At 63.8% G+C, this 14,122-nt stretch carries 11 protein-coding genes; 6 read left to right on the top strand and 5 right to left on the bottom strand.

Translation table 11 applies throughout. The features are described from left to right. The 5 genes from VJ673_RS17125 to acs form a co-directional block, all read right to left on the bottom strand. Positions 1-2,181, bottom strand: a complete 2,181-nt coding sequence (locus VJ673_RS17125; protein ID WP_324127368.1) for a 3'-5' exonuclease — start codon at positions 2,179-2,181, stop codon at positions 1-3. 3 nt (positions 2,182-2,184) lie between these two features. Continuing rightward, the gene (locus tag VJ673_RS17120; RefSeq protein ID WP_324127367.1) at positions 2,185-2,556 is read right to left on the bottom strand and encodes a response regulator transcription factor; all 372 of its coding nucleotides are present in this window, start codon (positions 2,554-2,556) and stop codon (positions 2,185-2,187) included. Between the two features lie 30 nt (positions 2,557-2,586). Then, positions 2,587-5,343 carry an ATP-binding protein gene (locus tag VJ673_RS17115; RefSeq protein ID WP_324127366.1) on the bottom strand — a complete coding sequence of 919 codons (2,757 nt, stop codon included), beginning with the start codon at positions 5,341-5,343 and terminating at the stop codon, positions 2,587-2,589. Between the two features lie 10 nt (positions 5,344-5,353). Continuing rightward, the gene (locus tag VJ673_RS17110; protein ID WP_324127470.1) at positions 5,354-5,551 is read right to left on the bottom strand and encodes a hypothetical protein; all 198 of its coding nucleotides are present in this window, start codon (positions 5,549-5,551) and stop codon (positions 5,354-5,356) included. Between the two features lie 209 nt (positions 5,552-5,760). Further along, positions 5,761-7,725, bottom strand: a complete 1,965-nt coding sequence (gene acs, locus VJ673_RS17105) for an acetate--CoA ligase (protein WP_324127365.1) — start codon at positions 7,723-7,725, stop codon at positions 5,761-5,763. A 256-nt stretch (positions 7,726-7,981) separates the two neighbouring features. Here acs and VJ673_RS17100 point away from each other — a divergent pair, with 256 nt between their 5' ends. The 6 genes from VJ673_RS17100 to VJ673_RS17075 all read left to right on the top strand — a co-directional run. After that, entirely contained in the window at positions 7,982-9,514 is a 1,533-nt protein-coding gene (locus tag VJ673_RS17100; RefSeq protein WP_324127364.1) for a fumarate hydratase, read from the top strand. Between the two features lie 137 nt (positions 9,515-9,651). Then, on the top strand, positions 9,652-10,509 hold the full coding sequence (locus VJ673_RS17095; protein ID WP_324127363.1) for a DUF6502 family protein: 858 nt from the start codon (positions 9,652-9,654) through the stop codon (positions 10,507-10,509). After that, positions 10,506-12,068 (top strand): DUF5666 domain-containing protein, encoded by a 1,563-nt coding sequence (locus VJ673_RS17090; protein ID WP_324127362.1) that lies wholly within the window; start codon positions 10,506-10,508, stop codon positions 12,066-12,068. The genes VJ673_RS17095 and VJ673_RS17090 overlap by 4 nt, the downstream gene beginning before the upstream one ends. A gap of 52 nt (positions 12,069-12,120) precedes the next feature. Continuing rightward, positions 12,121-12,861, top strand: coding sequence for a hypothetical protein (locus VJ673_RS17085; RefSeq protein ID WP_324127361.1), 741 nt, complete (start codon positions 12,121-12,123; stop codon positions 12,859-12,861). 213 nt (positions 12,862-13,074) lie between these two features. Then, positions 13,075-13,500 carry a c-type cytochrome gene (locus tag VJ673_RS17080; protein ID WP_324127360.1) on the top strand — a complete coding sequence of 142 codons (426 nt, stop codon included), beginning with the start codon at positions 13,075-13,077 and terminating at the stop codon, positions 13,498-13,500. A gap of 37 nt (positions 13,501-13,537) precedes the next feature. Further along, positions 13,538-14,122, top strand: a 585-nt coding sequence (locus VJ673_RS17075) for a cbb3-type cytochrome c oxidase subunit I (RefSeq protein ID WP_324127359.1), incomplete at its 3' end; no start/stop codon positions are given.

The raw sequence follows: 14,122 nt of genomic DNA, 5'->3' as shown, positions 1-14,122 counted from the left end.
TCAATACTTGATCCTCGCGTAATAAGACTTCTCAGCCGCCTCGCGCGCCTCGCGCAAGGTACGGATGCCCTTCTCGGCGAGCAATGGGATCATCTTCAGGAACACCTCCGCGGTGACGATCGCGTCGCCCAGCGCGGTATGCCGCCCGACGATCGGGATGTTCAGACGCTCGGCGATCGCTTCGAGACGGTGAGATTCCTGGTTCGGATGGATGACCGCCGACAGCAACAATGTGTCGAGCACCGGCTGGTCGAAACGCATCCCGGTTTCCGCCTCCTTGATCTGCAGGAAGCGCATGTCGAAGGCCGCGTTGTGGGCGATCAGCACCGTGTCCTGGGTGAAGGCATGAAAACTCGGCAGCACCTTCTCGATGGTCGGCTGGCCGGCGAGCATCGCGTGCGTGATGCCGTGGATCTGGACGGACTCAGGAGCCATGTAGCGGCAGGGATCGACGAGCTGCTCGAAGGACTCCTGGCGCAGGAGCTTGCCGTTGACGATGCGCGTCGCGCCGATCTGGATGATCTCGTCGCCATGGGACGGATTGAGGCCGGTGGTCTCGGTATCGAAGACCGTATAGGTTAGCTCCGCGAGTTGCCGATCTTCCAGCGCGCGCGACTTGTCGGACCATTTGAAGAGATCGAAGTCGTAGTACTCGGGCCGGCTTTCCACTTTCAGGAAGGCTGCCGGGTCGAGTTGCTCCTGCGGCACCGCCGCGGGCAACAGGATGCGGAAGAAGGCGCGGTGGCGCACTTTCTCGCGCTCGAGCCACATCTCGCCGTCGTGACGCTCGATCACATCGCGCACGGTCAGCGGACTGTTCTCGTCCGCGAAGCGCATCGGCTCGAGTTCCCACGACATCACCGTCTCGGTGCTCATCGCCTGCCCCGACCAGATCAGATCGAGATGCACGAGCCGTCCCGCCCCGCTCAGCCGGAAGCGCACCTCGCGCACTTCGAATTCATCGGACAGCCGGCTCGCGAGATAGGTCAGCGCCTGCATCAGCGAGAAGCTGTCGACCTTGACCCACAGCGACTCGTCGACCTCCTCGAGTTTGGTCGGCAGTTTGACGACCTGCTCGATACGGCGCTGCGCCGCCGCGATCAGATCGGCGCCCAGCATTTCCTCCAGCGGCCAGCGCGCCTTCAGCGAATCGGCGAATTCGTTCGCCGTCTCGTCGAGCCGCGTGCTCATCGCCCGCACTTCGTCGCGGATCACCGTCCGGAAGCGCTCGCGCAGTTCCTCCTGCAGATCCGGGTACTCCAGCATTTCGGCCGCGGCGCGAACGTTCGCAAGCGCGGCGCGATTGCCTTCGGTGAGCGTGTGCAACATCTGGTCGCGGCGCGATTCGGTCTCGAAATTCCGTGTGATGTTGTCGAGCATCAGGATGAAGCCGGTGATCGCACGTTCTTCGCCGCGCGCCTCTCCGCTCTCCTGCGCCGCCGACAGCACCGGCGCCATCTGCACGCGAAGCAATTGGCCCGAACGAGTCGTGGTCACGAAGTTCGCAACGGCCTGCGCTGCGCTGCGCTTCAAGCGATGCTGGATCCCTTCGAGCGCGTGGGTGATCAGGTTGCGGTCGAGCACGGCGTAGATCGAGCGGCCCAGGCCCATCAGTTCACCGCCCCCACCTACCGCCTGGGCTTCGGACAGGGCACGGAACTGCAGGCGGGCGCGGTTGTTGTAAAGCAGGATGCGACCATCGAGGTTGCATACCACCACGCTCTGCGTCAGCTCGGACATCAGCGTCGCGAGGCGATTCTTCTCTTCTTCGAGCGACCGCTTGGCCTGCGTGATCTGCGCCTCGACGTCCGTCATCAGTTCGTCGCGCTGCTGCGCGAGCGCGTTGACGGCATGCGCGAGCGCCTGCACTTCGGGCGGCCCTTTGGGCTTGACGCGGAATTCGCGGTTTGCGCCGAGCATCAGGCCGAGGTGCTCGGACATCCGCAACAGCCCCTGCACGTATTGCCGGAACAGGTTCCGCAGCACGGCGATGCCGACTGCAAAACCGATGACCGTCATCATCGCCCCGAGCGGCAGATGCGGCAGCACGGCATTGACCAGCACCGCACGCCCTGCATCGCCGGTTCCCAGCCACGCCAGGACTGCCGTCGTCACGAAAGGCCCTGTCATCAGCAGGGCGAGGATGCAAACCGCAAGAACGAACCGCGTTCGCGCAGTCATTAATCAGCGCTCCGCCAGCAAGCCGCGGACGCGCTCCACCAGTTCCTTCGTCGAAAACGGTTTGGTCATGTAGGCATCGGCACCGAGCGCGAGCCCCTTCGCCATCTCGGTGTCACGCCCCTTGGCGGTGAGCATCAGGATGCAGATCCCCTGCAGATCGGGATCCGACTTGATCTCCTGGCACACCTCGAAGCCGCTCTTCTTCGGCATCATCACGTCGAGAAGCACGAGATCGGGCCGATCGGCCCGTATGCGATGCACGGCCTCCTCGCCGTCGTTGGCGATAAGCACCTCGTATCCTTCACGCTTCATCAGGAATTCGAGCGAAATGACGATGTTTTGCTCGTCGTCGGCGATCAGAATTTTTTTGGCCATCCTCTCCCTCTCCCACACCGCTATTCTATGTCATTGAGCCGCTGCGCCTTCGCGGCTTTCTTCTTCGTTCAGCGGCAGAGTGAACGAAAAGGTCGCCCCCTGCCCCACTACGGACTCCACCCACAACCGGCCGCCGAAATGCTCCACGATGTGGCGGCTGATCGGCAGTCCAAGGCCCGTGCCCTGCGGACGCGAGCGTTCGTCCCCCCCCTGGCGGAACCTTTCGAAGACCACGCCGAGTTGATCAGGCGGGATGCCCGGCCCGTTGTCTGCGACGTCGACGCGTAGCTGGCCCGCCTCGCGGACCATCCTCACCCGCACCCGGCCGGAATCGAACGGGACGAACTTTGCCGCGTTCGAGAGCAGATTGAGCATGACCTGCAGCAGACGGTCGTGATCACCGAGGAGGTGCACCGGCGTCTCGGGCATCTCGACCTCGACGGCAGCGCGCCGGTCGCGGAAGAGCTGCATCGTCGTCTCGACAGCGTGCACCACCAGGTCACGCATATCGACGTCGGTGTTGTGCCATTCGCCGTGACCCGACTCGATCTTGGCCATATCGAGGACCTGGTTCACCAGCCTCGTCAGCCGCTCGGTCTCGGACACGATGATGCCGAGGAAACGCGTGCGGTCCGCCAGATCGGTGCGCGGATCGTCGAACAGCATCTCGGAGAAGGCGCGGATCGACGTCAGCGGCGTACGCAGTTCATGCGTCACGGAGGACATGAAATCATCCTTCAGGCGATCGAGTTCCTTCAGTCGTTCGTTTGCCGCGCGCAACTGGTCGGTCGCAACCTCCAGCGCGAGCGACTTCTCTTCGAGCTGGTGGGAATAAGCGCGCACCTGCGAGGCTTCGTCGAGGATATTCATCACCTCGTCCAGTCCGAGCGGCTCCTCCTTCACGACCGATGACATCATTACGCGCGCCGAAGCACTACCGATCGCCCCTGCCAGCTGCGTCTCGGCGAACTGCACGAGGGCCGCATCCGGGCGAAGCTGCCGGATGTCCCTGACGCCGCGCTCGCGCGCGTATGCGTTAAACAGGCGCTTCGCGCGATCGGGACCGAGAAAGCGGGCAACGAGCGGAAACAGGTGCTCGAATTCGGCGCTGCCGCGCCAGAACACAGCCGATCCGCCTTCGCCGCGCCGGAATACATCGACGAACAAGGTCGCCTGCGTCGCCTCCTGGCCGGTCGGGACGCGGATGAGCGACACCAGGACGTAGCAAGCGATATTCGCCCCGAGGCTCCAGAACAATGAGTGGCTGAGATTGTCGAGCCCGGACAGCCCGAAGAGATGTTCTGGTCGCAGAAACGCGAGTCCGAATGCGCCCTCGTCTAGGAACCCCTTGTCGAGCCAGCCCGACTTCGCCACCGACGGCAGCATCAGCGTGTAGGCCCACACTAGGAACCCGCCCAGTAAGCCGGCGAATGCCCCTTCGCGCGTGCCGCCGCGCCAATACATGCCGCCCAGCATCGCCGGTGCGAACTGCGCGACCGCCGCAAAGCTGATCAGCCCGATGCTGACGAGCGCATAGGCCTCACCCGCAACGCGAAAATAGACATAGCCGAGCAGCAACACGCCGAGGATTGCTCCGCGGCGGATGCCCAGCAGCAGGCCGGTAAGGTCCGGGTGCTCGCTCCGCTTGAAATGCGAAAGCCGCAGCAGCAGCGGCATCACGAGGTCGTTGCAGACCATCGTCGACACCGCGATGGTCTCCACGATGACCATGCCGGTCGCAGCGGACAAGCCGCCGACAAAGGCGAGCAGCGCAAGCGCGGGACTGCCCTGCGCGAGCGGCAAGGACAGCACGAAGGTATCCGGATCCGCTGCGCCGCGCCCAAAGTACAGCAGGCCGCCGAGCGCGATCGGCAACACGAAGATGTTGATCAACAGCATGTACGCCGGGAACAGCCAGATGGCGCGCCGCAGGTGCTGTTCATTGACGTTCTCGACGACGGCGACCTGGAACTGGCGGGGCAGGAAGATCACCGACAGCATCGCGAGCAGCGTCAGCGAGAACCAGCCGCCGTTGCGGGCACTGCCGGACGACGTGAGACTCAGCAGCGGCGCGAGATGGGGGTCGGCGTAGGCGCGGGCGAAAATATCACCGAAGCCGTTGTAGATGCCGTAGGTCACGAAGGCGCCGACGACGAGGAAGGCGACCAGCTTGACCACGGATTCGAATGCGATGGCGGCGACCATCCCTTCGTGGCGCTCTGCCGCATCCAGGTGCCGCGCGCCGAACAGCACCGTGAATAACGCCAGCATCAGCGCGATGTAAAGGGTGCTGTCTTCGAGCCAGCTCCTGGCGACGATTGGGACGTAGGCCGCGTCGTGCTGTCCGGTGATGACCGCGTAGCCGCTCGAGATCGCCTTCAACTGCAGCGCGATGTACGGCACCATGCCGACGACGGCGATGACCGTCACGAGTCCGGCCAGCAGCTGGCTCTTACCGTAGCGGCTCGAGATGAAATCCGCGATCGACGTGATGCGGTAGCTCTTCGCGATGCGGATCATCTTGAGCAGCACGAACCACGATAGCGTCATCGCCAGCGTCGGACCGAGATAGATCGGCAGGAACCAGACGCCGCCCGACGACGCGCGGCCGACGCTGCCGAAATAGGTCCACGCGGTGCAATACACTGCCATGGACAACGAATAGGTCCACGGATTGGCAATGATCGAGCGCCCCTCTTCCGCGCGGCGATCGCCGAAATAGGCGACGGCGAAGAGCGCCAGAAGATATGCGAACGAAACCGGGACGACGACGCTGGCCGAGAGCATCCGCGATTCCTCAGCGCGGCCCGCGTTCGGCGATCCAGGCGACGATGACGATCGTCAGAACCCAGATGACGAACAGGCTCAGCCATAGCATCGGCATGCCGAAGAAGGGTTCGGCACGGTCGAAAAGCGACAGGACGGGATAGTTGAACAACACGGCAGCCAGGGCGAACACTGCCGCCAGCCGCTGACCGGCAAGACCGCTGCGCATCATGGGCTCCTCATGATGACGATGGCTATCCGATTATAACGATGTGCGCATGCCGGCCACCCGCAGGGGCAGCCGGCATCCTGCAAAAAAAAGGCGCGCTTGCGCGCGCCTTCTCCTCCTCCCACTGCCGGCTCGCGCCAGCTTGCCTCATTTATTCTTGTCAGGGCCGGCCTCTCGAGGGTCGGTCACCTGTCATCAAAGGGTCAGCTCTATCCCTTGAGCTGTTCCAGGATCGCCGGGTTCTCGAGGGTCGACGTATCCTGGGTGATCTCCTCACCCTTCGCCAGCTGACGCAGCAGCCGGCGCATGATCTTGCCCGAACGCGTCTTGGGCAGGTTCTCACCGAAGCGGATGTCCTTCGGCTTGGCGATCGGCCCGATTTCATGGCCGACCCAGTTCTGCAGCTCCTTGATCACCGCCTTCGCGTCTTCGCCGGTCGGGCGGTTGCCCTTCAGCACGACGAAGGCGACGATCGCTTCACCGGTCAGGTCGTCCGGACGGCCGACAACTGCGGCCTCCGCAACCTTCTCGTGCGCGACGAGCGCCGATTCGATTTCCATCGTACCCATGCGGTGGCCCGAGACGTTCAGCACGTCGTCGATACGGCCGGTGATCGTGAAGTAGCCCGTGTCCTTGTCGCGGATCGCACCGTCGCCGGCGAGATACAGCTTACCCTTGAAGTCGTCCGGATAGTACGACTTCTTGAAGCGCTCCGGGTCGCCCCAGATCGTACGGATCATCGCCGGCCACGGACGCTTGACGACGAGGATGCCGCCCTGCCCGTTCGGCACTTCGGTACCGGTCTCATCGACGACCGCGGCGATGATGCCGGGGAACGGCAGCGTGCAGGAACCCGGCACCAACGGCGTCGCGCCCGGCAGCGGGGTGATCATGTGGCCGCCGGTTTCGGTCTGCCAGAAGGTATCGACGATCGGGCAGCGGCTGCCGCCGACGTTCTCGTAGTACCACTCCCACGCGGCCGGGTTGATCGGCTCGCCGACCGAACCGAGGATGCGCAGGCTGGAGAGGTCGTACTTGGTCGGATGCACCGCCGGGTTGTTGTCCGCTGCCTTGATCAGCGAGCGGATCGCGGTCGGGGCCGTGTAGAAGACGCTGACCTTGTGATCCTGGATCATCTTCCAGAAGCGGCCGGCATCCGGGTAGGTCGGCACGCCTTCGAACACGATCTCGGTCGTGCCGCAGGCGAGCGGGCCATAGGTGATGTAGGTGTGGCCGGTGACCCAGCCGATGTCGGCCGTGCACCAGAAGACGTCGTCCGGCTTGATGTCGAACGTGTACTTCATGGTCAGGATCGCGTGCAGCAGGTAGCCGCCGGTCGAGTGCTGGACGCCCTTCGGCTTGCCGGTCGAGCCCGAGGTGTAGAGCAGGAACAGGGGATGCTCGGCATCGACCCATTCCGGCTCGCAGGCTTCCGGCTGATTGGCGCTGATTTCATGGAACCACACGTCGCGGCCGGCGACCATCGAGCAGGCACCGCCGGTGCGCTGGACGACGAAGACGTTCTTGATGCTCTCGCAACCGCCCATGGCGATGGCTTCGTCGGCGATCGGCTTCAGCGGCAGGGCTTTGCCGCCCCGGAACTGGCCGTCGGAGGTGATCAGGGCCACGGCGCCGGCGTCGTTGATGCGGTCACGCAGGGCCTGGGCGGAGAAGCCGCCGAACACGATCGAGTGGGTCGCACCGATACGGGCGCAAGCCTGCATCGCGACGACGCCTTCGATCGACATCGGCAGATAGATGACGACGCGGTCGCCCTTCTTGACGCCCATTTCGCGGAGCGCGTTGGCGAACTTGCAGACGCGGCTGAGCAGGTCCTTGTAGGTGACGCGGGTGACTTCGCCGTTGTCGGCTTCGAAGATGATCGCGACCTTGTCGCCCAGACCGTTATTGACGTTGCGGTCGAGACAGTTGTACGAGACGTTCAGCTGACCGTCGGCGAACCACTTGAAGAACGGAGCGTTGCTTTCGTCGAGCACTTGGGTGAAGGGCTTCTTCCACTCGACCAGCTCGCGAGCCTGACGCGCCCAGTAGCCCTCGTAGTCCTCTTCAGCTTCCTTGCACAGCGCGCGGTAGGCATCCATGCCGGACACCGCGGCGTTCTTGACGATCTCTTCCGACGGGTAGTACAGGCGGGGCTGCTGCTCATTGGACATGCTTTCCTCTCCTCAACTAGCTATTCAAATCGGCTGAAGCTGCCCTCGAAGGGGCGACCGGTGTGGCCCGGCCTGCGTCTTCTCACGACGCTGTCAAGCGCCGCGGGTTGTTGGGCATTTAAGAACAGGTATCTTACACAGGACTTACATCCCTCCGTAGAACCACGTTACCCGACTCGGTGCTGCACTGCCGCGAGGACTGCTAAAATCCCGTTTCTCACCACCACGGGCCGCTGGCCATTCTCGGAGACGCAACATGACCGTGATTCGCGAAGAAGACCTCATCCAGTCCATCGCGGATGCATTTCAGTACATCAGCTATTATCACCCGCTGGACTACATCAAGGCCCTTGGTGAAGCCTGGAAGCGTGAGGAAAGTCCCGCCGCGAAAGACGCGATCGCGCAGATCCTGACGAACTCGCGGATGTCCGCCGAAGGCCATCGCCCGATCTGCCAGGATACGGGCATCGCGGTCGTCTTCCTGAAGGTCGGCATGAACGTGCGCTGGGAGTCGAAGCTCAGCGTGCAGGAGATGGTCAACGAAGGGGTGCGCCGCGCGTACACCAATGTCGACAACAAGCTGCGCGCCTCGGTGCTGCTCGACCCGGCCGGCAAGCGCCAGAACAGCAAGGACAACACCCCGGCCGTCGTGCATTACGAAATCGTTCCGGGCGACCACGTCGAAGTGATCTGTGCGGCCAAGGGCGGCGGCTCGGAGAACAAGACCAAGTTCTACGCGCTCAATCCGTCCGATTCCATCGTGGACTGGGTGCTGAAAACCGTGCCGACGATGGGCGCAGGCTGGTGTCCCCCGGGCATCCTCGGCATCGGCATCGGCGGCACGCCGGAGAAGGCGATGCTGCTGGCGAAGGAATCGCTGATGGCGCCGGTCGACATCCACGAGCTGAAGGACAAGGCCGCTTCGGGCGCCGCGCTGTCGCGCGTCGAGGAACTGCGCCTGGAGCTCTTCGAGAAGGTCAACGCGCTGGGCATCGGCGCGCAGGGCCTGGGCGGCCTGACGACCGTGCTCGACGTCAAGATCATGGACTATCCGACCCACGCGGCGAGCCTGCCGGTGGCGATGATTCCGAACTGCGCGGCGACCCGTCACGTGCATTTCGAGCTCGACGGCTCGGGACCCGCGAAGCTGGAAGCGCCGAAGCTGGAAGACTGGCCGGACGTGACCTGGCAACCCGACACCAAGGTCGCCACGCGCGTAAACCTCGACACGCTGACGAAGGAAGAAGTCGCGTCGTGGAAGCCGGGCCAGGTGCTGCTGCTCAACGGCAAGATGCTCACCGGCCGTGACGCTGCGCACAAGCGCATCCAGGACATGCTGGCGAAGGGCGAGAAGCTGCCCGTCGACTTCACCAACCGCGTGATCTACTACGTCGGCCCGGTCGATCCGGTGCGTGACGAAGTCGTCGGCCCCGCCGGCCCGACCACCGCGACGCGCATGGACAAGTTCACCCGCATGATGCTCGAGCAGACCGGCCTGATCTCTATGGTCGGCAAGGCCGAGCGTGGTCCCGCTGCGATCGACGCGATCCGCGACAACAAGTCGGCCTACCTGATGGCGGTCGGCGGTGCGGCCTACCTGGTCGCGAAGGCGATCAAGAGCGCGAAGGTCGTCGGATTTGCCGATCTCGGCATGGAAGCGATCTACGAGTTCGACGTGCAGGACATGCCGGTGACGGTGGCGGTCGATTCCAGCGGCACGAGCGTCCACAACACCGGCCCGAAGGAGTGGCAGGTGAAGATCGGCAAGATCCCGCTCGCGACGGCCTGATCCGCGGCAACGCAGTCAGCGAAAGAGCCCGGCCTTGTGGTCGGGCTTTTTTTCGTCTGCAACATCCCGGTGGTGTTCATGGTAAATTTTCCCACACATCCCTAGAATGAATGAGCGTCCTTTCGCTCGAATCACGCATGTCCTCTCCCACACCGCCTCCTTCGCTGCTGCACGCCCTGCGACGCGTGATGCGGCCCCTGGTGCGGCTGATGTTGAGGAAGGGCGTGACCTATCCGTACTTCGCGGACATGCTGAAAGCCATTTTCGTCGAAGTGGCTGACGGCGAATTTCGGCTCGACAAGTCGCCCCCCAGCGACAGTCGTGTGAGCCTACTGACGGGCGTGCATCGCAAGGACGTGAAGCGCCTGCGGGGGCAGTCGGACATGGAGTCCGAGCGGCTGCCGGAAGCGATCTCGATGGGAGCTCACCTCGTTAGCACCTGGCTGAACACCCCGCCCTTTTGCGCTGCCCCGGGCCAGGCGCTGCCGCTTCCGCGCTTGGCGAGCATCGGCGGTGACCGTTCCTTCGACGGGCTTGTGCGGTCGGTGAGCACCGACATTCGCGCACGGGTCGTGCTCGACGAATGGCTGCGGCTCGGCGCGGTCGAGATCGACGAGGCAGATGTCGTGCATCTGAGCACCGACGCCTTCATTCCGCAGCAAGGCTTCGACGAGAAGGTCGCTTACTTCGGGCACAACGTGCATGACCACGCCAGCGCCGCGGTGCATAACCTGACGACCGAGGGGTCGCCGTTTTTCGAGCGCAGCGTGCATTACGACGCGCTTTCTGCGGCAAGCATTGCGCAGTTGCGCAGCGCGGTTTCGAGCGACGGCATGCAGGCGCTCGTCGCCTTCAATGCCCTCGCGGCCAGCCTGGAAGCGCGCGACGCCGGGACGGCAGAGCCGCGACAGCGTATGACGATTGGGCTTTACTTCTATACTGAACCGAGCGCTGCTGCGCAAGCCGCCGACAGGCCCCGGGACGCCGAACAGTGATCAAGCCTTCCGCCCTGCTCCGCCAGATCGTTTTCGCCATGGGCCTGCTGTCGGCGGGCGCGCCCGCGGTGTATGCAGCCCCGGTCTGCGTCGATCCCGGTGGCATCGGCGGCACGGGTGCGCCCGAGCACGAAGGGGGCATCGGTGGTACCGGCAGCCCCGCACACGAAGGTGGATTGGGCGGAACCGGCGCTCCCGCGTCCCCCGGACCGCAGGTGCAAGGAATCGTACCCGGGTCCGGCATCGGAGGGACGGGAGTGCCTGTCGCGCGGGCACCCGGAGGACTGGGCGGAACGGGTTCTCCAGCCGACGGCATCGGCGGGACCGGCATTGTCGGGACGATCACGGGCTTCGCGTCGATCTGCGTCGACGGGCTCGAAGTCCACTATGAGGAGTCCGTTCCGGTGACCGAAAACGGGGTGGCCGCCACGACGAGCCGGCTGGCAGTGGGACAGGTCGTTGCGATCGAAACCGCCACGTCCGATCGCGGCTTCGAGGCCCGCAACATCTCGGTGCTGAATGCTTACGAAGGCCCGGTGACGGATATCGGGACGGCCGGGGCAACACTTCACGTGATGGGTCGTCCGATCCGTGTGGCGCCCGGTGCGCATGTCGACGCCGGTTTGAGGCCGGGCGATGCGGTGCGGGTCAGCGGCCTGCGCAACGCGAGCGGCGAGGTTGTCGCTACGCGCATCGAACGCGCGGCGGACGCAAGGGAAGCCAGCGCCATCGGCTTCGCAGACCGGGCGGATTCGCTGCAAGGTCTTCCGCTCGCCGGCCCGCCGCTGACGGCCGGGACCGAGTTCCTCGTGCGCGGCCAATGGGCCTCGGGAACGCTTGAGGTGGCGCGGGCCGTCGAGGATCCGGCGATCCCCTTCGCCGGACGCGTGCGGGAGGCGGTGGTCGAGGCGCTGGTCGGCCGCCATGATGACCACAGCGTGCGCGCCGGCGGTTTCACGATCGCGCTCGATCCGCGGACGACTTTCGCGGGTGGAGGTGAAGGAGACCTGACGGCGGACCGGCGCATCCGCGTCCATGGCACCTTCAGCGATCGCCGGGAAATCCGTGCGAACCGCATCGAATTCGTCCGTGATTTCGCTACCGAGAGCGAATCACGGCAGCGCGGACAGCCCGGAGCGTCTCGCAAGCAGGGCGAAAGTGAGGACCGTGGCGAGGACGAAAGCCATGGTGGCTCCGGCAGAACGCGCATGGAGAGCGACGACGGACGCTTACGGATTGAAACAGAGGACGGCGACAGCCGCGAGCGAATCGAGCGGACAATGTCGGGCTCCGGGGAGATCGAACGGGAAAAGGTCGAGCGGCAGGTCGAGAACGCCGATGGCGAAGTCGTGCGCCGCGAGCGCATCGAAATCAAGAACAGCGGCGACCGCACCGAAATCCGCGAGCGGGTCGAGGTCTTCGACGGCGGCAAGCGCGTCGAGCGAATCGAGACCATCCAGCGGATCGAACGCCCGAGCACCGGAGAGCGGCCGGAACGCATCGACCGCAGCGACAAAGTGGAACGTCCCGAGCGATCAGGCAAATCCGGCCGCGACTAAGTAGCGACCGGACCCGCAATCCGGCAACAACCACTTAGACAGGGAGCTTCGCATGACACGTACCCGCACCGTCCTGGCCGCGCTGCTGGCCACGCTGACCCTGCCCGCTGCGGCAGGCGAGCTGACTTTCACCACCGGTCTGGACTATTCGAACGGCAAATACGGCACCAGCAAGAACAGCGAGACCTGGTATGTGCCGATCGTCGCGAAGTACGAAACGGGGCCGGTGACGCTGAAGATGACCGTGCCCTACCTGCACATCACGAACGCCGTGGTCGGCCCGGACGGCGAGCCCGTGGCGGGCAGCGGCTGCGGCGGCACCGAGAGCGGGATGGGCGACATCACGGCGAGCGCGGGCTATATGCTGCTCGACGGGACGCAGAATGGCTTGCTCGTCGAGGCGGTCGGCAAGGTCAAGATGCCGACGGCGGAGAACAGCTGCCTCGGCAACAACAAGACCGATTACGCGGTGCAGTTCGACTTCGCAAAGGCCTTCGGTGCGACGACCGGCTTTGCGACGCTCGGCTGGAAGAACATGGGCAACTCGAATCTCGACGACCCCTTCTACGCGACCCTCGGGGTCTCCTACAAGCTCTCGCAGACGACCTCGCTCGGCGTCGCCTACGACTGGCGCGACCGCTTGTCGTCCGAGCGCGATCCGATCAGCGAGATGACGGTCTTTTCGAGTCACAAGCTGACCGATGTGTGGAAGCTGCAGATTTACGCCGTCAAGGGATTCAGCGACAGCAGTCCCGAGTGGGGCGGCGGAGTCATGGTCAGCCGCAAGTACTGACGTCCTCCACCGACGAGGATCTTCCTTCCGGGGCCACCGTGAGATCAGTTCTCCTGGTGGCCCTTTCTCTTTTGGGGTGTGCACTTTTGTGCACGCCAAATTTTCGAAATTGATTCAAATCATGGTGGCGCAGGCTCCCCAAATTGAGAATGCGTCCCACAACGGGTTCCTTTCAATCAAGCAGACGCACTCCAAAACAATGAGGGATAAACCATGAGCGGTACCTTTACCAAGGCGATGGCTCGCAACATATTTTACGGCGGGGCGACATTCTTCTTCCTGCTCCTGGTGGCCTTGTCATTCGACACCGTGAAAGGCCTGCCCAAATCCGACAACCGGGCCAACCTGACGGAGGCCGTCGCGCGCGGCAAGCACGTCTGGGAAACACGCGACTGTATCGGTTGCCACACGCTGCTCGGCGAAGGCGCCTACTTCGCGCCCGAACTCGGCAACGTCTATACCCGCCGCGGGCCGGACTTCATCAAGGCCTGGATCAAGGCGCAGCCGACCGGCGCCCCGGGCCGCCGCCAGATGCCGCAGTTCAACCTGACCGAACAGGAACTGGACGACCTCGTGGCCTTCTTCAAGTACTCGTCCGAAATCAACAGTCAGAAATGGCCTCCCAACATCGAGGGCTGAGCGCAGCGCATCGACAACTACAAGGGGATATCAAACCATGAAATATTCGTCTCAATCGGTCGCGCTGCCGTACTTCATAGCGGCGATCGGACTCTTCGTCGGGCAGATCGTTTTCGGCCTGGTGATGGGCCTGCAGTACGTGGTCGGCGACTTCCTGTTCCCGGCGATTCCTTTCAACATCGCACGGATGGTGCACACCAACCTGCTGATCGTGTGGCTGCTGTTCGGCTTCATGGGCTCGGCCTACTACCTGATTCCGGAAGAAACGGAAACAGAGCTGTATAGCCCGAAATTGGCGATGCTAATGTTCTGGGTGTTCCTCGTTGCCGGTGCGGCGACGATCCTCGGCTACCTGCTCGTGCCGTACGCGACGCTCGCAGAGATGACCGGGAACAACATCCTGGCAACGATGGGACGTGAGTTCCTCGAGCAGCCGCTGATCACCAAGATCGGCATCGTGATCGTCGCCCTGGCCTTCCTCTTCAACATCAGCATGACGATGCTGAAGGGCCGCAAGACCGTGATCAGCATCGTGATGCTGCTCGGCCTGTGGGGTCTGGCGGTGTTCTTCCTGTTCTCCTTCTACAACCCGTCCAACCTGGTGCTCGACAAGTTCTACTGG

This window comes from Aromatoleum sp. (genome assembly GCF_035254505.1).
In the GTDB taxonomy this organism is placed as follows: Bacteria; Pseudomonadota; Gammaproteobacteria; order Burkholderiales; family Rhodocyclaceae; genus Aromatoleum.
Note: the sequence above shows the minus strand (reverse complement) of the source record. Positions and strands in the feature narration are given on the sequence as shown.